The organism is Paenibacillus phocaeensis, assembly GCF_900021165.1.
In the GTDB taxonomy this organism is placed as follows: domain Bacteria; phylum Bacillota; class Bacilli; order Paenibacillales; family Paenibacillaceae; genus Fontibacillus; species Fontibacillus phocaensis.
The window spans coordinates 368,330-389,418 of the sequence record NZ_FCOQ01000009.1 but is presented as its reverse complement, the minus strand read 5'-3'; the positions used below and the strand labels follow the sequence as shown (position 1 = coordinate 389,418).

15 protein-coding genes are annotated in these 21,089 nt (G+C 53.2%); 13 read left to right on the top strand and 2 right to left on the bottom strand.

Annotated features, from left to right (window positions below; genetic code table 11):
* Positions 1 to 49: 49 nt before the first annotated feature.
* On the bottom strand, positions 50 to 2,380 hold the full coding sequence (locus BN3795_RS04890; RefSeq protein WP_068783591.1) for a helix-turn-helix transcriptional regulator: 2,331 nt from the start codon (positions 2,378 to 2,380) through the stop codon (positions 50 to 52).
* Positions 2,381 to 2,664: 284 nt separating this feature from the next.
* On the opposite strand from BN3795_RS04890, the gene BN3795_RS04885 reads away from it, so the two are divergent.
* From BN3795_RS04885 to BN3795_RS04830, 13 genes are all read left to right on the top strand, one after another.
* Positions 2,665 to 3,603, top strand: coding sequence for an ABC transporter permease (locus tag BN3795_RS04885; RefSeq protein ID WP_068783590.1), 939 nt, complete (start codon positions 2,665 to 2,667; stop codon positions 3,601 to 3,603).
* A gap of 223 nt (positions 3,604 to 3,826) precedes the next feature.
* The gene (locus BN3795_RS04880; RefSeq protein WP_068783589.1) at positions 3,827 to 4,705 is read left to right on the top strand and encodes a carbohydrate ABC transporter permease; all 879 of its coding nucleotides are present in this window, start codon (positions 3,827 to 3,829) and stop codon (positions 4,703 to 4,705) included.
* Between the two features lie 82 nt (positions 4,706 to 4,787).
* Positions 4,788 to 6,332, top strand: a complete 1,545-nt coding sequence (locus BN3795_RS04875) for a DUF3502 domain-containing protein (protein WP_068783588.1) — start codon at positions 4,788 to 4,790, stop codon at positions 6,330 to 6,332.
* A gap of 25 nt (positions 6,333 to 6,357) precedes the next feature.
* The gene (locus BN3795_RS04870) at positions 6,358 to 7,404 is read left to right on the top strand and encodes a glycoside hydrolase family 130 protein (protein ID WP_068783587.1); all 1,047 of its coding nucleotides are present in this window, start codon (positions 6,358 to 6,360) and stop codon (positions 7,402 to 7,404) included.
* 459 nt (positions 7,405 to 7,863) lie between these two features.
* Positions 7,864 to 8,958: a glycosyltransferase gene (locus tag BN3795_RS04865; protein WP_068783586.1), complete on the top strand. Its 1,095-nt coding sequence runs from the start codon at positions 7,864 to 7,866 to the stop codon at positions 8,956 to 8,958.
* On the top strand, positions 8,955 to 9,596 hold the full coding sequence (locus BN3795_RS04860; RefSeq protein WP_068783585.1) for a glycerol-3-phosphate acyltransferase: 642 nt from the start codon (positions 8,955 to 8,957) through the stop codon (positions 9,594 to 9,596). Before BN3795_RS04865 ends, BN3795_RS04860 begins: the two co-directional genes overlap by 4 nt.
* Before the next feature lie 131 nt (positions 9,597 to 9,727).
* The gene (locus BN3795_RS25460; protein ID WP_198524648.1) at positions 9,728 to 9,901 is read left to right on the top strand and encodes a hypothetical protein; all 174 of its coding nucleotides are present in this window, start codon (positions 9,728 to 9,730) and stop codon (positions 9,899 to 9,901) included.
* 150 nt (positions 9,902 to 10,051) lie between these two features.
* Positions 10,052 to 11,767, top strand: coding sequence for a sensor histidine kinase (locus tag BN3795_RS04855; protein ID WP_068783584.1), 1,716 nt, complete (start codon positions 10,052 to 10,054; stop codon positions 11,765 to 11,767).
* 136 nt (positions 11,768 to 11,903) lie between these two features.
* A complete protein-coding gene (locus tag BN3795_RS04850) occupies positions 11,904 to 13,478 on the top strand; it encodes a response regulator (protein WP_068783583.1) in 1,575 nt (524 codons plus the stop codon).
* Between the two features lie 181 nt (positions 13,479 to 13,659).
* Complete coding sequence (locus BN3795_RS04845) at positions 13,660 to 14,580, top strand: ABC transporter permease (protein ID WP_068783582.1); 921 nt, start codon at positions 13,660 to 13,662, stop codon at positions 14,578 to 14,580.
* Between the two features lie 60 nt (positions 14,581 to 14,640).
* Positions 14,641 to 15,576 carry a carbohydrate ABC transporter permease gene (locus tag BN3795_RS04840; protein WP_110945015.1) on the top strand — a complete coding sequence of 312 codons (936 nt, stop codon included), beginning with the start codon at positions 14,641 to 14,643 and terminating at the stop codon, positions 15,574 to 15,576.
* 79 nt (positions 15,577 to 15,655) lie between these two features.
* Entirely contained in the window at positions 15,656 to 17,248 is a 1,593-nt protein-coding gene (locus tag BN3795_RS04835; RefSeq protein WP_068783581.1) for an ABC transporter substrate-binding protein, read from the top strand.
* A gap of 341 nt (positions 17,249 to 17,589) precedes the next feature.
* Positions 17,590 to 19,671 carry a beta-galactosidase gene (locus BN3795_RS04830; RefSeq protein WP_068783580.1) on the top strand — a complete coding sequence of 694 codons (2,082 nt, stop codon included), beginning with the start codon at positions 17,590 to 17,592 and terminating at the stop codon, positions 19,669 to 19,671.
* 66 nt (positions 19,672 to 19,737) lie between these two features.
* Here BN3795_RS04830 and BN3795_RS04825 read toward each other — a convergent pair whose 3' ends face one another.
* Positions 19,738 to 20,826: a GntR family transcriptional regulator gene (locus BN3795_RS04825; protein WP_110945014.1), complete on the bottom strand. Its 1,089-nt coding sequence runs from the start codon at positions 20,824 to 20,826 to the stop codon at positions 19,738 to 19,740.
* Positions 20,827 to 21,089: the final 263 nt, after the last annotated feature.

The following is a 21,089-nucleotide window of genomic DNA, read 5'->3' as shown; positions in this document are numbered from 1 at the left end:
CAACACAATTTCAATATTTAACGATTTTTGTGGAGGGCCGACCTGTAGTTCACGTTGATTTCATGTCCTTCTTATGCGCTCTCCGATACTGAGCCGGAGTCATTCCGTACGCCTTCTTAAAGACAGAGTAGAAAGTATTCAGAGAGGAAAATCCATTATTCTGGATAATCGGTTCGATCGGTGAATCGGAAGTCAGCAACTCGCGGCAAATCAAATCCAGCCGTCTTTCCGAAATCGTGTCCGTGATCGATCGGTTCGTTTCCGCTTTGTATAAGCTGCGCAAATAGTTCACGGACAACCCCAGCTCATCGGCCAGCATTTTCGAGGAGAGGTTCGGATCGTTAAGCCGTTCTCCAATCAGACGCTCCACTTGCTCGATGAGCACCGTATTTCTGGACAGGCTGCGGGCAGCAATGATGTCCTCCAACGTTTTGTCCAGCAGCTTTTCCATCCAGAGGGCTACGTCTTCAAGTGTCTCCAGCCGAATGATCTGATTCTCGAGCGAGGTCAATCCCCATGAGCTAGGCAGCGGCTGATGCAATTGGTCCTGCATCAACCGGCGCATATCGCTAAACAAAGCGATCAGCGACATTTTACACTCAAAATAAGGCAACTCCCTCAGCGTTTCTACGGCAAAAGCCATAATCTGCAGCACCGTTTCCCGGTTCCCTTTCTGGATCGCTTGCGCCATTTGGCGCTCCTTCTCCAGCGGAAGATGGAACAGGACGCCGGGGGCGCCGGACAACTGGCTCTTCAGAATCATCGCGCCGTGCCCGAAGCGGAATCGCTCCTGCGTTAATTCGTAGGTTTCCAAATAGACCTCGTGCATGTCGGTCAGAAGATGGAGCGTTCTGCCCCAGGCCACGGTCGTCCCGATCGACAAGTATTGTTGCAGCAGTTCCTGTGATTCGCGCAGCTTGTCCGCAAAATCGGGGGACAATGCGGCCGCCGACAGGATGACGGCGATGTGGTCGTTCCCCATATCGACGGTTTGCAGCCGGTGATCCGAAGCATGCAGCGACTCCTGGATAATATTCGCCATCGCGAAGCGAAGCAGGCGGCGATCTTTCTCCGAATACATCCCCGTAAACTCCGGAAAGTGGTCAATCCGAAAGATTGCAACGGACAAATGGGTCTCCGGCAGGTCGATCTCCCACTCCTTGAAATGCCTGCGGATTTCAGCAGGGGAACCGGCTTCGTCGCTTAAAAATTCGCGCAGGAACCGCTCCTTGCCGAGAATTTTGTTGTGCCGCCAGTGCTCGGTCAATTCATCGATCTGTTCTTTCTGCGCCGTAAAGACACTGGATAAATAATCAAGCTCGGTTCCCGACTTTCGATCCTCCAACTGTTCGGCCCGATACTGCCGCATAACACTGCTGACCAATTCCTGAATGGGAGAGTATACCCGTTTGGAGATCAGGATGATGACGGTTAGCGAGGCAACGAACAGGCCTAGAAACAGGGATAGGCTGATGTTGCGGAGCACGGAAATCCGGCCCAGAATGACCGCTTTCGGAATGCTCTCGATAAACGTCCAGTCTTGGATCCCTTTAATCGAAGTTGTCGAGTAAACCATCAGCTGCTCTTCTTGATCATGAGGTTTAAACAGCTCCCAGCCGCTCTTTCTCAGCTCGCCCTGACGGCCAAGCTCCAAGACTTGCTCGCCGCTAAGGCGGGCGGTGCTGAACACTTCCTCATTCCGATCGTTTAACACAGTAACTTGCCGGTTGGGATAGTTCGAATTGTTCTGAAGCAAGTTCATTAATTTATCGGTATCTATATTCATGACGAAGGCGGAAATGGAACTGCCCTTTTCGTACAGCCTGACGATGGTAATGACATCTTTCGCCGCTTCACCGCTGAGGGGGAGCGTCAGGGTCCGGGGCAAGGGAACGGCCCGGTCCGCCAGCTTCGAATCGCGCAGCCGCTCCAGAATATCCTGATCATAAAAAGCCGCGGCGTCATTGAGGCCAAGCCGGGAATCGACCACCGTGTCGGTGTAGTCGTTGATCAGGTAGACGGAATCGATCGCGGGGTTGGCGTTCTTGATTTCCCCCAGCCGGTTCCATACGTTGTAAGTCTCATAATCCGTGTAATGATCGGAAAGCGCGTACACTTTCAGGTCGCTGTCGTTGCTTGAGGCGAAGCTGTAATCCAGGGACCATTCCATGAGTCCGGCTGTATTTCGAGCGCTGTTCAGCAGCAGCGATTCGGAATGATCGCCGATTTCCTTCAGCAGCGTTCTGGACGACTGCCAGTACAGCAGCAGGAAGGAGATGGCCAGGACGAGTACATTTGCGCCGACAAAATAAAAAATGATTTTCATGTAAGTTGGGTGCTTCTTGAATGAAGCGAGGAGCGGAAAGTTGAATTTTGGCATACCGTAACCCCCGTTACTTCTCTCTGTTTGCTTAAAGAGGTAGTTCAAAAAGCCGTTTTAAAGTGCAGACCTATTGTAGCATATTGGGGATTTCCGTCAGCAAAATCGTTCCTTTTTGGAAAAGTGATGCTTTTGGGAAAAGGCGAAATTCGCGCTTGCGGGAAGAATCGGAGTTTGCCGGAATTGTCTTTCCGACCCCGGGCTTGTTATGGTGACGACATCGGACCGCAAGACGACAAAACACCGGAAACCGAGTTTAGACACATAAGGGAGGACTTGAAACCATGCAGTACGATCGAAACCAAGGGAGAGGATCCAAGCTAAAACATATCGCCCGAAATCCTTTCCTATACGTGATGGCTGTTCCCGGCCTGCTGTTTTTCCTCGTATTCAGTTATCTTCCCATTTACGGGATCACGATTGCATTCAAGGATTATGACTTCTCTAAAGGGATCACGGGAAGCAAATGGGTCGGCTTCAAAAACTTCGACTATTTCTTCACCTCGGACGATTTTTGGACCGTCCTGCGCAACACGTTGGTGCTGAACGCGCTGTTTATCTTGTTTACGACCGTCGCCGCCGTGCTTATCGCGCTAATGTTCAATGAAATTCGCAACAAATATTTTAAGAGGATCTCGCAATCCCTCATCTTCCTGCCTTATTTCATGTCCTGGATCGTGGTCGGGATGATTGTTCAGTCCATGTTCGGCGGGGAGGAGCCGATGCTTAACACCTGGCTGCAAAATCTCGGCATGGAGCCGGTCAACTGGATGTTTGAGTCAAGTTTGTGGCCTGCCATTCTAACCGTGATTCGGGTCTGGCAAGGAGCGGGATATCTTTCGATTATCTTCCTGGCGGCGATTACCGGTATTCCGGAGGATTTATATGAGGCGGCCCGCATCGACGGAGCCTCCAAGCTGCAAATTATGTTACGCATCACCTTGCCGTTGCTGGTGCCAACCATCATGATCATGACGTTGCTCGCTGTAGGCAAGATTTTCAACGGGGATTTTGCGATGATCTACGCCATTATCGGGGACAACTCCCTGTTGTATCCGACAACCGACGTCATTGATACCTTCGTATTCCGCTCGATGCGACAATTGCACGATTTCGGGATGTCCTCGGCGGTCGGGCTGTTCCAATCGGTGATGGGCCTGATTTTCGTGCTCGTTGCTAATGGGGTGACCCGCAAGGTATCCAAAGAATCCGCACTATTTTAGAGGATGTTCAAAAAGTCGTCTTCCCAGGACGAAGCGGTTCGAGGGAGTGGGTTCGACGTCGAATCTTGAATTCAGCCGGGCCTTCCGGTGCTCACGTACCCAAAACGTACGCTCCGCTCCTCAGGCCCTGGCTTCATCCAACCTTCTTGGTCCTGAGAACCCGACTTTTTGAACTCAGATTTAAAGTGGATGTTCAACGCACACTTTTCTAGGAGGCATAACGATGAGACAGAGTGTTTCGGACCGGATTTTTTCGGTGACCGCTTATACGATCATTCTATTGTTCACCCTATTCTGTCTGTTCCCCTTTCTGCTGATGGTCATCGGTTCTTTCACCGATGAGGGCGAACTGATCGCGCATGGGTATACTTTATTTCCGCAAAAGTTTTCTTTGGCCGCATACAAAGCGGTGCTTCAGTCCGATGTCTTGTTCAGCGGCTACCGAGTGACCGTTCTGGTCACCGTCGTCGGGGCGCTAAGCGCGCTTTGCATCTCGGCCATGCTGGCCTATTCGTTGGCGAATAAACGGAATGTCTTGCGGACGCCGTTCCTGCTCTTCTGCTATCTGCCGATGTTGTTCTCGGGAGGCATCATTCCGTTTTATATCGTTGTCAGCCAGTGGCTGCATTTGCAAAATACTGTCTGGGTGCTTATTCTTACACTGTTATGCCAGCCTTTTCTCGTCTTTCTGCTGGTCAGCTTCTTCCGCACCGTTCCCGAGGAACTGGAGGAAGCCGCCCGGATCGACGGGGCCAACGAAATGAGAATTTTCTTCCAGATCATCCTGCCCATCTCGAAGCCGATCCTGGCTTCCGTCGGCCTGTTCTATGCGTTGAACTATTGGAATGACTGGTTTATGGGACTCATGTTTGTGGATAATGAAAAATTGTTTCCGCTGCAGTTGATTTTGCGTCGAATGGTATCCAATATGGAGGCCGCGAAAAACCTGATTCCTTCAGGCGCAGCCATCGCAATCACGCCTCCGACTTACGGTGTGCGCATGGCAACGACCGTTCTGACGATCGGACCTATTATCCTGCTGTATCCGATGCTGCAGAAATACTTTGTCAAGGGCCTCACGGTAGGAGCCGTGAAAGGGTAACCGAAGATTCCGGCATTAACCGGAATCTTCCGGTTAAGCATAGATGCTTGATGAACACACAATTAACAGGGAGGTTAACTCAATGAAATTCAAAAAAATGTTTGGCACAGCTATGGCTACCGTACTGGCCTCAACGCTGCTGCTGGCCGGCTGCGGGGGCAACGGCGGGAATGCCGAGCCGGGGAATGCGAATAGCAGCAATGCAAATTCGGGGGCAGGCTCCGCTTCCAATGCTTCGAAAGAAGTCGTGGAGTTGAAGGCTTATCTTCCGGGGGATAAACCGGTTGGTTTTGATGAGGTGTTGAAAGCGGTCAACGACAAATTAAAAACAGACAACGTCGGCGCCTCGCTGAATATCAACTTCCTCCCGTGGTCGGATTACGGCAACACGGTAGCGGTTAAAATGTCCGCCGGCGAGGATTTCGACATGTACCTGGATGCGCCATGGCTGTCCATGAACCAGATGATCGCCAGCAATTCGCTCCAAGCGTTGGACGCGATGGTAGAGGAACGGCCTGAGCTGAAGGCATCCATTCCCGACGAGATGTGGGAATACAACAAGTTCGGCGGCAAGATTATGGGAATTCCGCTCGGAACGACGCAAGGCTCGGTATACGGCTTGCTGATCCGCAAGGACTTGCGCGAAAAATACGGGTTGCCCGAGCTGAAAACGCTGGACGATCTGGAGAAGTTCTTGTATGCGGTTAAAGAAAATGAAAAGGACATCAAACCGTTTGTCATCAACGGGATCAAAGCGGATAAATTGCCGTTTATCCTGAGCGATTCCGCCAATATGGCTCTGGATGAAGTGCTCGAAATCGGCGTCAACATGTTCGCTTATTCCACCAAAGACAAGAAAGTCGTCGGACAATGGGAAAGCCCGATGATCGCGGACGCTTTCGAACGTGTTACCAAGTTCTATAAAGACGGGATCTTGTCCAAAAACATCGCCCAGGAGCAAAATGCCGAAACCTTGTTCAAACAAGGCAAATACGCGGCCACTTATTATGCGGCCGACGGTGTGGAAGGGCTGAAATATGCGGAAATGCTGAAGGACGGAAGCGACAAGCTGGAGGTTTTCGTGCCGAACGGCGATAAAGCTAAACCGTATACCGCGTTCCAACAATGGAATTTCCTTTGCATTCCTGCTTCCTCGAAGCATGCCGATCTGGCTATGGATGTTGCCAATTGGCTGTCGATCAAGGAGAACCACGATTTGATGGAATACGGTATCCAAGGGAAGGATTGGGAGCCTGTCGGCGATTCCAGTTATAAAGTGCTTTCGAGTTATGTTTTCCCGGGCTATACGCTGACTTGGCGTCCAACGCTCAACCGCACGCCGGATACGATGATGGCGGACGACAAGAAATGGTTTGATTTCTCCGCCGACCCGGCTAACTTTACACTCAGCCCAACGGCAGGATTCACCTTCGACGCTGAAAAAGTGAAAACCGAATACGCCAAAATCACGCCGTTCCACGACTCTTTATTCCTGCCGCTGGCGCAAGGCGTGCTGGCTGCGGATAAAGGCAAAGCGATGTTGGAGGAGAAAATCATGGGCGTAGGCGGACAAAAAGTCATCGATGAGATTCAAGCGCAAATCGACGCTGTGGTATCTGGCAAATAACAAAACAGAAAGAGGTTCTTCATCTATGAATGTGAAACGCTGCGCGCAAAATCCCTTGATCCGAACGGAGGATGTTCAGCCTTCGCGTCCTGATTTTAAAGTGTTGGGAGCCTTCAACGCCGGTGTTGCTAAATACAAAGACGAAACGATTCTGCTCCTTCGCGTTGCGGAAGCGCCGATTTCGGTCCGGGCCGGTGAGGTGCTGGTTCCGCGGTTAAACGAAGCGGGGACCGAGGTGATCGTGGAGCGTTATGAGGATACCGATCCGCGTTACGATTTCTCCGATTCACGCTTTGTGGCCATGGACGGACGGGTGATCATGCTTACGTCCCTCTCCCATCTCCGTGTGGCAAGAAGCAAGGACGGCATTCATTTCGAAGTCGATCCGCAGCCGGCCTTGTTCCCGGAGAATGCCCTGGAAGCTTGGGGGATAGAGGATCCGCGAGTCACCCAAATCGGGGATACGTATTACATCACCTACAGTTCGGCGTCCATTCGCGGCGTTGGCGCAGGTCTGGCGGAGACGAAAGACTTCCGCACGTTCAAACGGCACGGGTTGATGCTGGCTCCCGAGAATAAAGACGTCATGTTGTTCCCGGAAAAAATCGGCGGCAAATATTACGCGCTGCACCGTCCGGTTCCGAAATCGTTCGGCGCCCCGGAGATGTGGATCGCCGAATCGCCGGACCTCTTGCATTGGGGCAACCACCGCTTCCTGATGGGCCTCAGCGAGCAAGGCTGGGATTCGGCGAGAATGGGCGGAGGCGCGGTTCCGATTCGTACGGAGCGCGGCTGGCTCGCATTGTACCACGGGGCGGATGCCAGCCATCGATACTGTATGGGGGCGGTGCTGCTTGATCTGGAAGATCCGGGAAAAGTCATCGGGCGATCGGTTCGGCCGTTTATCGAGCCGGAAGCGGATTATGAGGTGAACGGATTTTTCGGCGGAGTCGTGTTCTCCTGCGGTGCGCTGCTGGTCGGAGATACCGTTCGCATGTATTATGGCGCGGCGGACGAAGTGATGGCGGTAGCGGATATTGCGCTGGACGACATCTTTGGCACGTTATCCTAACATCATCATACCGATATGAGGAGTAGAAAGAGGGCGCCCCTATCGTCATCACCGATGACGGAGGGGCGACCCTCTATTTGTATATCCTCGTCTCAATAGCGGAAGTTTGTGGCCTTATTTTCAATTTGAAGTCTCTTCTTGCGGAAATAAGGCCACTTTATGGTCTTATTCCCGTCGAATCGGTTGCTGAAACGGTAATTTGGGACTATTCCCGTAAAATAAGGCCATTTTTTACCGTTATGGATCAGGTGAGGGGCCGCTTACGCAAAAATAAGGGAAGTTTGTTCCTTTATTCCTCAAACGTAAATTTATCGTCCGAGTCCATTGAAAAATCCGCGAATGTCAACTACACTAGCGGTAGTCTTTGACACTTTTTCGGACATCTATGCTATTACGAACATAGAATACTCATATACGTAATTTCACTTTATTTCCGGCATGCGGAGAGGTGGGGCAGCGATGGGAATTTGGATCGTATTGGCAATCGGATGGACGGCGGGATGGTTGTTGTTCCGCGCCGTCGTGCTTCCCGAACGGGGCGCCTCTTATCCGGGGGGCGAGAAGGTGTCGGTCATTATCCCGGCACGGAATGAGGCAGGGAATTTGCCGCATCTGCTGAGTTCCCTGCAAGAGCAAACCTATCTGCCCTACGAGATCATCGTGGTGGACGATTTCTCCGAGGATGGAACTTATGAGATTGCTGAAGGTTACGGGGTAAAGGTGATTCGAAACGACGTGTTGCCACCCGGCTGGACGGGGAAAACCTGGGCGGTTTGGAACGGATACCGGCAATCCACCGGCGAGGTGATCGCCTTCCTGGATGCCGATCTTCGTCTGGCTCCCCGGGCGCTTGAATCGCTGCTGCAAGCCCGGGCCGAAGCCGGGGGCGCCCTGTCCGCCGTGCCGTTCCATGTCACGGAGAAGTTCTACGAACGCCTGGCGTTGATCACCAACGTCCTGGGTGTATTTGCGTTTACGTCGCCTTATGAGCGAAACAGCCCGCATAAGGGGCTGTACGGCTCGTGTATCGTGACAACGCGTCGCGACTACGAGGCTATTCAAGGCCATGACAGCATACGTTCGGAGCTGCTGGACGATTTGAACCTTGGCGCCAAATTCCGGGCGGCGGGCATTCGCGTCACCAACTATCTCGGCGGCGGCCTGGTCTCCTTCCGCATGTACCCGAACGGAATTCGCAGCGAGCTGGAGGGGTTCGGGAAAGGTGCGGTGCTGAGCACGGCCAAGCTGCGGCTGGCCACCACGGTGCTGGTCGCCCTGTGGCTGATCGGGCTGATCGTCTCCGAAGGGGCGCTGTTCCTTTGGAATACGTCCTGGGTTTATCCGCTGCTGGTGGGGTATTTGCTGTATGCCGCGCAGCTTTATTTTCTGGTGCGTTATGTAGGGAAATTCGGCAGGTGGATGCCGCTGCTTCACGTGTTGTCCACGATATTCTTTCTGGTGGTGCTGGTCTATTCGGCTTATCAGGTCGCCTTTCGCGGATCGGTCACGTGGAAGGGCCGGGACGTGCAGGTTGGAAGCAGGGGAGACCGATGATCTTCTGGATGGCTATTGCCGAGTTCCTGTGCGGGGCATTGATGTTTTCTTATTGGCTGGGCAAGCTGGCTCGGAAGAATCTCAAGCAGGTGGGCGACGGCAATCCCGGTGCGTTCAACCTGTGGCAGGCAGCCGGGTATCGCTGGGGGCTGGCCGGAATTCTGCTGGATGTTCTGAAGGGGTATGTGCCGCTGGTGTTCCTGGTAGAATCGGGCGTGCTGGGGTGGGGGTACGGGATGACCGTTGTCGCCGCGGCGCCGATTCTGGGTCACGCCTTCTCCCCTTTCCTTAAGTTCAAAGGAGGGAAAACGATTGCGGTAACCTTCGGCGTTTGGAGTGCGCTCACCCGGTTCGAGGCGGCGTTGGCCTATGCGGTCATTCTCGCAGTGCTGCTTGCGGCATTTTCATTCTATAAGAACGGAAAATATGCGTCGCGCGAAGCGGACGGCTTCCAAGTTGTGGCCGGGATGGCGCTGCTTTCGGTTTATCTCATGTCCGTCGGTGCACCTCGGGCGATATGGGGGGTCTGGCTGGTCAATCTGCTGGTGTTGGCGTACGCGAACCGGCGGGCGATTCGGATGTTCCTGACGGGGAGGGGCGGGCAACTCCCTCGTTCGGGGGACGGCGTTACGTTGTAACCGACGCTCGGGGTGTAGGCGATAACAAGAGCAGGCATTTTTATTGAATGAAATAAATTGGAAATAAAAGTATATATTGGCGAAATTATAGAAAGCCTATAGACAACCTGATACGGAAGGAGCAAAGCTGTATGGATGCCACTCTTGGAGCGGATGAAGTTGTCCGCCGAATCAAACGGTTGCAGAGTGAAGGCGTTTCGCTGAGCAAGAAGCAGGTTAAGCATAACGATCCAGAGTTGATGCGCAACGCTTTGTTTTATTTTCCCAGTTGGGAACATGCCGTAAAGAACGCGGAAGTTTTATAAGGATCCTCCCTAAACCAATTCGGATGGCTAGAGAAAGCCAGCGGCCCGGGTTGGTTTTTTTTTGATGGTTTATTTTCCGGACCAGGGCCGATATGATGGATATGAAATTGATTGAAAGCGATTAAATCCATGAGGAAGCCTGGCGATCTGATGAAAAAATACATTCCCTTCACCTACAAAATGCTGATTCCCTACCTGCTGCTCGTGCTGTTAACGGATGCGATCATCGGCTACGTCTCGTATACGATGCTGATTCAATCCCGGACGGAGATGGCCGAGACGAACATCCGCACCGGCATGGAGCAGGCCCGGAACAACATCCGCTACCAGATGGACGAGATTCAGCGGATGTCGGACAACCTGTTCGGCAACCTGGCCTTTCAACGGGCGCTGCAAACCCAAGGTGAACCCTATGACATTTATTTGGTGATGCTCGATACGATCGTTCCGGAAATTTCCGCCCCGCTCAAGCTGTTCGGGAACGATATCCGGCTGATGTTGTATACGCTGAACAGCGAGTTGAACATCGTCTCGGGGGATAATCTGGAAGACCCGATCAAGGACAGCGATTATTATATCCTCCCCTTTGAGGACATCCAGGACAGCGCTTGGTATAAGGAATTCAAAGATTCCGAGCGGGACAATATCTGGCTGCAGATCGACACCGATCAGCGGCTCGGGAACATCTCCCATATTCGCCGCCTGGTTTCGTATAGCGGGAACATGACCGTGATCGGCTACGTCCGCATCACCGCTTCCCTGGATGATTTGTTCGGCGACTTCTCCACCTTCCCCGTCGAGCAGGGGATCACGGTACGCCTGATTAACTCGGCGTCGGGAGGCGCCTTGCTCTACCAGCGGGGCAACGCCGAAATGGGAGCCCGGCATGATGATTATCTAAGGCTGCACGAACCGATTCCCGGCTCCGATTTCGTGATTGAAGCGCTGGTTCCGAAGGCGTATCTAACCAAGGATGCCGGCCGGCTGCAGCGTGTGATTTTTACCGTATGCGGGATCAGCTTCGTCGGCATGGCCTTCATCGGCTATATCGTGGCGGGGTTGTCCGGCCGGAAGATGAAACGGATCGTATGGCTCGTCCGCTCGTTCCAGGAAGGGAACTTCCAGAAGCGGATCCGCTTCTCGGGCAACGACGAATTCGTGCATATCGCCGATGCGTTTAACGTCATGGCCGCCAATATCCAGGGGCTGATCAACAGCGTGTATGTGCAGGGAATCCAGAAGAAGCAAGCCGAGTTGGAGGCGCTTCAGTCGCAGATCAATCCGCATTTCCTCTATAATACGTTATCAACGATCAGCAGCCTGGCCAATCTGGGCGAGACGGCCAAGGTGACCGAGATGGTCCAAGGCTTGTCGCGGTTTTACCGGTTAACCCTGAATCAAGGCAACGTATTTACCCCGCTGGAGAACGAATTGATGCAGGTGGAGACCTATCTGGATATCCAGCGGGTGAAATACGCCGGGGCGTTCTCCGTCCATCTGGACGTGGATCCGGGGCTCATGCAGGTGCAGGTGATGAAGCTGATTTTGCAGCCGTTTGTAGAGAATACGTTTAAGCATGCCTGGTTCGGCGAATCGATCGCGATTATTATCACGGGGAAACGGCAAGGCGAGAACCTCGAACTGAAGGTCATCGACAACGGGATCGGGATGCGGCCGGGCACGGTGCAGCGGCTGCTGATCGGTCCGAGCCAATCGGGCGGCTACGGGGTGAAGAACGTAAACGAGCGGATCAAGCTGCGATACGGCGACAAATATGGAATTCGGATCGCCAGTATCTACGGAGGCGGAACCACGGTCCAAATCCTTCTTCCGGCGAACCCCGGGGAGCTTCCGTCCCTGGAATAACCTTGCGATTCGGATGGCTGAGAGACATGGAATCGGTGAATTTGTATAGGTTTTCATTGCAAACCGCTATGTTCAGAGCAAGGAACGGCAAGTATGCTCGAGATAAAGAGCAAAATTACCAGAAGGAATGACGGTTATGAATATCAACGTATTGCTTGTCGATGACGAGGCGGTCGATCTCGAGTGGCTGCGCCGCAGAGTGCTTAGCAGCGGGTTGAACCTGCAGGTTGCGGCGACGGCCAATAACGGCTTTAACGCGCTCAAGGCAATGGAGCGGGAGCGGATCGATCTGATTCTGTCCGATATCCGGATGCCGATTATGTCGGGAATTGAATTCGCCCGCAAAGCGAAGGCCATCCAGCCGGGGGTCAAGATCGTGTTCATCAGCGGCCATGAAGACTTCGAGTACGCCAAAGAGGCCATCAAGATCAGCGCTTCGGGTTATTTGCTGAAGCCCGTGGAGGATCAAGAGCTCTACAAAATGCTGGGTGAGCTGTGCGCTGCAATCAAACGGGAACGGGACCAGGACCGCACGTTTACGGAGGCGCTTACGCTCGTGAATGAGGAACTGCTGCTGCGCTGGTTGAATGAGATTTCTCCAGAGCAGGTGGAGGGGCATATTCGCGGATTTTTGCACACGCTCTTCCAGACTGGAACCGCGGTGGCTCTCATCGAAATCGATGACCTGGAATGGAAGACCGGCGATATGCCGGAGGAGGAACGGCGCAAGCAGATTCAGAAGGTGATGGCGTTCCTCCGGCATTTTGCCATCGAAATGAAGCTGGGCACGTTCATCGTCAGCCAGCCGACGCGGTTTGTGCTGCTCGCATCCGTTCCGGAAACCGTGTTCCTGGAGCTCTTGGAGGAGCTGATCCGGGCGGTCCGCGGCATCTCCCCGTTCTCCGTAACGGTTGGGGTCGGCGGTTGTGCACTTGAGGAAGAGGGGCTGCGGGCGTCTTACCGTCAGGCTCAGGCAGCGCTCAGTGCCAAGTGGCTGGTCGGCAAGGACCGGCTGATTCGCGAAAGCCGGGTCCAGCCGGGCGAGAGTCGATTTGCCGGTGCCCGGACCGATGAGATCCTGGAGCGGATGCTGAAGGCCATTTTGACCTATGACCTCGTAACGATCGACGACTGCCTGCTGGAGTTGTTCTATCAGGGTTCCCCGCTGGCCCAGAAGAACGAGGTTTACGATTTGATCATTCGCATCACCACCCAGCTGCATGCCGATCTGCGCGAGATCAACGAGAATTTGTACGAGCTGCTGAAATGGGATACGCACCAGCCGATGCTGCTGTTCCAATTTGAGACGATCCATGATATCACCTCGTGGCTACGGAGGCGGTTCTTTGAATTGTCCGAGCTGTTGTACGTCAAGCGGCAGAAGCAAAAACGCAAGCTGATCCAGGAAATCATGTCCTATGTCGAATCGAATCTGGAGCAAAAAATGACGCTGAAGGACGTCGCCGCCCATTTCGATTTCACGCCGAATTATCTCGGCTACTTGTTCAAGGAAGAAATGGGCCGGCATTTCAGCGATTATCTGAACGAACTCAAGACCAAACGCGTCTGCGAGCTGTTGACCGACCCAACGCTGAAAATCTACGAAATCGCCGAGCGGATGGGCTATAAGAACATCATTTACTTCAACCGCCAATTTAAGCAGGCGATGGGGATGACCCCTGGAGAATACCGGAAAGCCCATAAAATCTGAAGATCGTTTACCCGACCTCGTCTCGCCGGTATATTCACGGAAGACGGGGTCGTTTTAAATTTCCGCTCATTTTTCGCCATCGTGGAATATGTATTACTTTTTGTTGTTTCCCTGAATCCCGAAGGTAAGCGCTCTCCTCTATACTGTGGATATAGAGACAACCAAGAGGGGAGTTCGAAACATGAAGCGAAGCGGATTCTGGAACGATGTGAAGAGATATCGAGTTCTGCTGCTTATGCTGACGCCGGCCGTCCTGTTCTTCCTGCTGTTCGCCTACGTGCCGATGGCGGGGATCGTCCTGGCTTTCAAACAATACAACTACACGGGCGGGGTGTTCGGGAGCCCCTGGAACGGGCTGGACAACTTCCGGTTCTTCTTCGATTCCGGGGACGCCTGGCGGGTTACCCGCAACACCGCTTTGTATAATATCGCGTTTATCGTGGTGAACAACGTGGTGCAGATTTTTGCGGCGATCCTGCTGTTCGAGGTGGCGGGGAAATGGTTCCGCAAAATTACGCAGACGGTGATGTTCCTGCCGTACTTCATCTCCTGGGTTGTCGTCGGCGCGATTGCCTACAACCTGTTTAACTTCGATTACGGGACGATCAATGTACTCTTGAACGCGGTTGGCCTGGAATCGATCGATATCTACAACACGGCCGCTTACTGGCCGGTGATCCTCATTGTGGTGTCGGCGTGGAAAACGCTGGGTTACGGGACGATCATGTACCTGGCCGCCATTACGAGCATCGACACGGAGATGTATGAAGCCGCCGAGATCGACGGCGCCAATGTATTCCAGCGGATTCGCAAAATCACGATTCCGAACCTCTATCCGACGGTGATTATTCTGGTGTTGCTGGCGATCGGCAATATTTTTCGCGGGGATTTCGGAATGTTCTATAACATGGTGGGCAACAACGGCTTATTGTTCTCCTCGACCGATGTCATCGACACCTTCGTGTTCCGGATGCTCACGACCTCGAACGAGATCGGGATGTCCGCCGCGGCAGGGTTCTACCAGTCGATTCTCGGCTTCGCGACCATTATGCTGGCGAACTATGCCGTGCGCAGATACGACAAGGACCGCGCTTTGTTCTAAGCGGCATAGAAGGACAACCGGACGAATCAACATGAATGAAACGAGTGGAGGTTAACGCTTATGAGTACGATGGCCCCAAACTTGCAACCGGCCGTGAAGCCGGAAGCGAAAAGACGCAAATCCGTCGACCGTCTGCTGCTGCAGCTCATCGGATATGTGGCGCTCACTTTGCTGGCGGTCTTTTGTCTCTTTCCTTTCATCCTGGTTATTTCCTCTTCCCTGACGGAGGAGAGCAAGATCATCGAGGACGGGTTCCAGCTCATCCCGACTGCATTCTCGCTGGAAGCCTACGGCATTCTGTTCAAATATCCGCAAGAAATGCTGAAGGCGTACGGCGTAACGATTACCGTCACCTTGCTGGGCACGCTGTTCGGGTTGTTTCTCACCTCGATGACGGCTTATGTGCTGGCGCGCAAGGATTTTAAATGGCGCAGCCACTTCTCGTTCTTCTTCTTCTTCACTACGCTGTTCAGCGGCGGGCTTGTTCCTTGGTACTTGCTGATTGTGAACTACCTTGATCTCAAGGATACGCTGCTCGTGCTGATTCTGCCGATGCTGATGAACGTCTTCTATATCATCGTGATGAAATCGTTCATGAGCAGCATTCCGGAGGCGATTATCGAGTCGGCGAAGATCGACGGGGCGGGCGACTTCCAGATTTATCTGCGGTTCGTCCTTCCGCTGTCGAAGCCGTCGCTGGCCACCATCGGGCTGTTTATCGCCCTGGGCTACTGGAATGACTGGTATAACGCGCTATTGTTCATCTCCAATTCCGACCTGATGCCGCTGCAGTATTATTTGTACCGCTTGCTTGGCAACATGGACGGGATGCGCAAAGCGATGATGGCGGCGGGAGCCGTCGTCTCGTCGGATATCCCGACGGAGAGCTTGAAGATGGCGATGACGGTCGTGGCCACCGGCCCGATCATGATCGCGTATCCATTCATCCAACGTTACTTCGTGCAAGGATTAACGATTGGTGCGGTGAAAGGGTGACCTCGGGGCAACCCGGTTATCAGATAGAGGAAGCAACTCAAATTTTTTTCCTATCATAATTTTAGGGGGAACATCCGTCATGAAACTGAAAAAGAAAGCAATGTTTCTAGTGGCTATGGTACTGGCATTGACGACCTTGCTGTCCGCTTGCGGCGGCGGGGGCAATAACGCAGGCGGCGGTGCCAATACGCCGGATACGGCGGCTCCGAACAATGCGGCGGCCAATACCGCAACAACTGACGGGGCGGTGGATACGTCCCAGGAAGTGACGCTGAAGCTGTTGATGGTCGGCAGTAAACCGACGGATTATGATGAGGTTTATGGCGAACTGAACAAGCTGCTGAAAGAGAAAATTAACGCCACCGTCGAAACCGAGTTTCTCGACTGGGCCGATTGGACCCAGAAATATCCGCTGAAATTCGCAGCCAATGAGGATTTTGACATCGCTTACACCGCGAACTGGGCGTTCTATAATGACCAGGTGCTGAAGGGGGGATTCCTGGAGCTGACGGAGGAGATGCTGCAGAAGTACGCTCCGAAGACTTGGGAAGCGATGCCGCAAGCCTCCTGGGATCAAGCCAAAGTGAGCGGCAAGCTGTACATGGTGCCGAACAACAATCAGGAAGTGACCGACAAGGTCGTACTGGTGCGCGAAGACCTGCGCAAGAAGTACAATCTGGATCCGGTCAACAGCCCGGAAACTTATGCGGCTTACTTGAAAGCGATCGGGGCGGGCGAGAAAGGCATCAGTCCTTTCGGCGCGAAACCGGCCGACGGATGGAAATGGCATGAGCTGGATCAAATTTTGCTGGAGCAGCAAAACGAGTGGAACCTGGTCGATTATAACTTCCCGCTCGCTTACAAATTGGACGATGCTACGGGGAAAGTCTTCAACGTATACGATACGCCGGAATTCACCGAGCTGGTGAAGTACTATAAGGATTTGGCCGATAACAACGGCTGGTCCAAGAACATCGTAAGCAACAAGAACGACGTCTTCCAGGACATCAAAGCCGGCAAGACTTCCTCCTACGCGCAAAACCTGGGAACGATTTCGAGCAACGTCGGCGAAATCCGCCGCGACAAGCCGGAAATGGAAGTCACGGTCGCGGACTTGACGCCGGATAAGAAGAAAATCGGGGCGATTTCCACGCAGAACGGGATGGCGATCCACGCGACTTCCAAAAACGCAGAGCGTTCGCTGATGCTGATCGACCTGCTGCAAAACGATAAGGAAATCCATGACTTGACGATGTACGGCATCGCCGGGAAGCATTACGAGCCGATCGGCGACGACAAATACAGCCCGGGACCAAGCTTCAACAACTACAACTTGTCGGGATACTCCGTATGGGGCTGGAACTCGCTGCTGAACCGTACCGACTCTTCCTATCCGGAAGAAGGTAATCAAATGTTGGCGGACTGGCAGTCCAAAGTGTACCACTTCCCGTTGGAGACCTTCGTGTTTGACGATACCAAAGTGAAGAATGAAGTCGCGAACGTAGGCAACGTGATGCTGCGTTACGCGATCCCGCTGGAATACGGTCTGATCAAAGACCTGGAGAAAGGGCAAGCCGACCTGAACAAACAGTTGAAAGCGGCCGGTCTGGACAAAATTCAACAAGAGCTGCAGAGTCAAATCGACGCATTCTTAGCTGCTCAAGCGCAATAAGCGGCGGGGTGGAAGGAGGGGACGCCCGTCCCCTCCTTTTCGTTCCTAGTTACATTTCGTCGAAAGAGTAACCGTAACGGCCGTTGGGGAGAGCGAACTGCAAAAGTGCATTCGATTTACGGGGAAATTCCCTTATGAAGCGAGTGAAGTGCATAAGTACATCCGGCTGAAGGCGATTGAGACAAAAAGGGGCCGGTGCCCGGAAATCAGATGCACTTTTGCATTTGAAGGGCCGCAAGCGGGGCGTGACAGGGAGATCAACTGCACTTTTGCATTTCGCGATAAGTCGTTGGAATTCAATCTACTTCAATACAGATCAGAAACGGAGAGGAGATATACCTATGAGTAGAAACACAAAACCGATGATGAAATTCCCGCCAATCAGCGACAAGTTGCCGGTCTTCATGCACGGGGCCGACTATAATCCCGATCAATGGCTGCATGACCCGCAGGTCCTGGCGGAGGACATCCGTATGATGAAGCTGGCCCACTGCAACGTGATGGCGATTGGCATCTTCTCCTGGGCTTCGCTGGAGCCGGAAGAAGGCGTTTACCGCTTCGAATGGCTGGACCGCGCGCTGGACACGTTTGCCGAGAACGGCATTTACGCCTGGTTGGCAACGCCAAGCGGTGCCCGGCCGGCCTGGATGTCGGAGAAGTACCCGGAGGTGCTGCGCGTCGAGAAGAACCGCGTGCGCAACCTTCATGGCATGCGCCATAACCATTGCTTTACGTCCCCTGTTTACCGGGAAAAAGTAACGCAGATGAACACCCGGCTGGCGGAGCGGTATTCCAGTCATCCGGCGGTAGTCGGCTGGCATGTGTCCAACGAATACGGCGGAGAGTGCCACTGCGACTACTGTCAGGAAGCCTTCCGCACCTGGCTTAAGCGGAAGTACGGCTCGCTGGATGCGCTCAACCGCGCCTGGTGGACGAACTTCTGGAGCCATACGTATACCTCCTGGTCGCAGGTGGAATCCCCGGCCCCGCACGGCGAAATGATGGTGCACGGGCAGAACCTCGACTGGCGCCGGTTCGTGTCCGACCAAACGATCGATTTCTACAAGCATGAAATCGAACCGCTGAAGCGGATCAACCCGGATCTGCCTTGCACGGTAAATATGATGGATTTATTCTACGGGCTGGATTACCGCGAGTTTGCGAAGGTCGTGGACGTCATCTCCTGGGATGCTTACCCGATGTGGCATGAGGCGGATTCCGACGCCGGCGTGGGGGCCTGGTTTGCCTTCAATCATGACTTGTTCCGCTCGTTGAAACAAAAGCCGTTTATGCTGATGGAAAGCACGCCTTCGCTCACGAACTGGCAGCCGGTCAGCAAGCTGAAGCGCCCGGGCATGCACAAGCTTTCCTCCCTGCAGGCGGTGGCCCACGGCTCCGATACGGTGCAATATTTCCAATGGCGCAAAAGCCGCGGCTCCAGCGAGAAATTCCACGGCGCGGTGATCGATCATGTTGGGCATGAGCATACTCGAGTGTTCGAGGATGTCGCCGCGCTTGGCCAGACCCTGTCGGAGTTGACAGAGGTGCTGGGTACCGCCGTTCCGGCGGAAGCGGCCCTCCTGTTCGATTGGGATAACCGCTGGGCGATCAACGACGCACAGGGTCCGCGCAACAAAGGCATCCATTATGAAGAGACCGTGATGCAGCAGTACCGCGCCTTGTGGGAGCTGGGCGTACCGACGGACATCATCGGTTCGTTCGACGACTTCAGCGGCTACAAGCTGCTTGTCGTCCCGATGGCTTACTTGCTCCGGGAAGAAACCGGAGCCAAGATCGAGCAGTTCGTGAAGGACGGCGGCACCTTGTTTGTGACGTATTGGTCGGGGATTGTCGACGAGAACGACCTGTGCCACCTGACCGGGTTCCCGGGACCGCTGCGCAAGACGGTTGGCGTGTGGGCGGAGGAAATCGATGGTCTGCACGATCATGACCGCAACGCGCTGATTCTCGAAGAAGGGAATCCGCTGGGCCTTCGCGGGACGTATGACATTCATGAGCTGTGCGAGCATATCCATGCGGAGGGCTCCCAGGTACTTGGCGTGTACCGCGACGATTTCTACGCCGGGAAGCCGGCTTTCACGGTCAACGAACTGGGCCAAGGCAAAGCGTATTATTTGGCGGCCCGCGTCAGCGATCCGGCCTTCTACGCGGTGCTTTACGGCAAGCTCGTTCAGGACGCCGGTGTCCGCCGGGCGCTGGATACCGACCTGCCGGCGGGAGTGACCGCACAGGTGCGGACGGACGGCCAGCACGAATACGTCTTCGTGCAGAATTTCTCCGGCCGCGCCGCCCGCGTCGAACTCGACCGCCGCAGCTATACCGATGTCGAGACCGGCCGGGCGGCGGAGGGCGCAATCGAGCTGCCGGTCAATGGGATCGCCATTTTGAAGCGGGAGGTTTAGCGCGGTTTAGCAGGTGAGAGAAGAGCAAACCCCTGATTTCTGCATGTGAAGAAATCAGGGGTTTATTTATTGCTGCTCTTGCATAAGGACGGCCGATCTCTTCTTCCTGTCCTTCAAATAGAGCTGAACGGGTTCAAGATGATGTTGTGGAGCGTCCTGGCCGTCCAGTTGGCTTTTCAACAATTCTACGGTTTTGCGGCTGATCTCCTCGATGTTCTGGGCCACATAGGACACACCGGGCAATTCCGGGTTGTCGAAGGTCACCAGCTCGATTTGATCCAGTAAATGCCGATCGCTTAAGTACTCGTAAACATTATGGGCCAGCTGAACATTTACGGTGAAAATGGCTGTGATATGCTCCTTGTCTCTTAAAAAATCAGCAATTTTCCGCTTAGCCTGATTTTGTTGGAGGACAGGCAAATCAAGCGTGCACCACAAGGTCTTATCGATCGGGAAGTGGTGCTTAAGAAAAGCCTTTTCATAACCCGCGGCCCGATCCTCCGTGACCGAGTTCGTAATTTCCGGCGAAATGTAGGCAATATGCTGGTGTCCTTTGGACAATAAATAGTCGATCGCGTCAAAAGCCCCCTGCACGTTATCTGAGGTCACACTGGCCATGCGGATATTTTTGAAAAATCTATCCACCAGGACAACCGGAAATTTGTCGAATGCCAGTTGAATGATAGTCTCGTTATAGTTCTCCGCTTCGGTTGGAAAAATGATCAGGCCTTTTACGCCAAAATCCAGCAATTGGCGGATGGCCTCGGTTTCCCGCTCGACAGACTCCCGCGTGACCCGCAGCAAAATTTGAAATCCTTCCTCGTAGGCATATTTTTCAATATAATTCAGCAGTTGTTGATCAATTCGAGTTTTCATGCTTGGGAAGATCACACCGATAATCATCGGATGAGCCGGGGGAAGGCGAACAGGGTCCCATTGAAGGGAAACGAAGGTCCCCTTGCCCTGAATCCGTTCAACCCAGCCCTCCTCAGCAAGGCCAATCAGCGCATTTTTAGTTGTAATCTGACTGACGCGATAAAGTTTGGAAAGTTCTTTCTCCGATCCGACCCGATCCCCGGGACGCAATGCGCCCTGCCGAATTTGTTCCTTGATCTTCTCCTGGATTTGTTTATACAATGGCTGTTCTTTGGTCAATTTTCACTCACATCCAACTGGAATTAGTATACTAAGTTGATTATATAGTTAAAGGAAAGATGTGTCCATACAAACCGGAAGTCACATCATTATATTAACTTTTGAATTAAAAAACCATGATACAAAAGGGAATTTTAAAATTACATAAAACTTTATACTATATTTAGTATATGATAATTTATTTATATATACTAATATGTATTCTACAAAGGGTTTGAATGGTCCTGCCTCGAACCTTGCATGTTTTTCACTAGGAGGTGGCA

Excerpts from the sequence above, each read along its gene's own strand:
- BN3795_RS04890 (WP_068783591.1), bottom strand. The coding sequence starts at position 2,380 with ATGCCAAAATTCAACTTTCCGCTCCTCGCTTCATTCAAGAAGCACCCA.
- BN3795_RS04885 (WP_068783590.1), top strand. The coding sequence starts at position 2,665 with ATGCAGTACGATCGAAACCAAGGGAGAGGATCCAAGCTAAAACATATC.
- BN3795_RS04880 (WP_068783589.1), top strand. The coding sequence starts at position 3,827 with ATGAGACAGAGTGTTTCGGACCGGATTTTTTCGGTGACCGCTTATACG.
- BN3795_RS04875 (WP_068783588.1), top strand. The coding sequence starts at position 4,788 with ATGAAATTCAAAAAAATGTTTGGCACAGCTATGGCTACCGTACTGGCC.
- BN3795_RS04870 (WP_068783587.1), top strand. The coding sequence starts at position 6,358 with ATGAATGTGAAACGCTGCGCGCAAAATCCCTTGATCCGAACGGAGGAT.
- BN3795_RS04865 (WP_068783586.1), top strand. The coding sequence starts at position 7,864 with ATGGGAATTTGGATCGTATTGGCAATCGGATGGACGGCGGGATGGTTG.
- BN3795_RS04860 (WP_068783585.1), top strand. The coding sequence starts at position 8,955 with ATGATCTTCTGGATGGCTATTGCCGAGTTCCTGTGCGGGGCATTGATG.
- BN3795_RS25460 (WP_198524648.1), top strand. The coding sequence starts at position 9,728 with ATGGATGCCACTCTTGGAGCGGATGAAGTTGTCCGCCGAATCAAACGG.
- BN3795_RS04855 (WP_068783584.1), top strand. The coding sequence starts at position 10,052 with ATGAAAAAATACATTCCCTTCACCTACAAAATGCTGATTCCCTACCTG.
- BN3795_RS04850 (WP_068783583.1), top strand. The coding sequence starts at position 11,904 with ATGAATATCAACGTATTGCTTGTCGATGACGAGGCGGTCGATCTCGAG.
- BN3795_RS04845 (WP_068783582.1), top strand. The coding sequence starts at position 13,660 with ATGAAGCGAAGCGGATTCTGGAACGATGTGAAGAGATATCGAGTTCTG.
- BN3795_RS04840 (WP_110945015.1), top strand. The coding sequence starts at position 14,641 with ATGAGTACGATGGCCCCAAACTTGCAACCGGCCGTGAAGCCGGAAGCG.
- BN3795_RS04835 (WP_068783581.1), top strand. The coding sequence starts at position 15,656 with ATGAAACTGAAAAAGAAAGCAATGTTTCTAGTGGCTATGGTACTGGCA.
- BN3795_RS04830 (WP_068783580.1), top strand. The coding sequence starts at position 17,590 with ATGAGTAGAAACACAAAACCGATGATGAAATTCCCGCCAATCAGCGAC.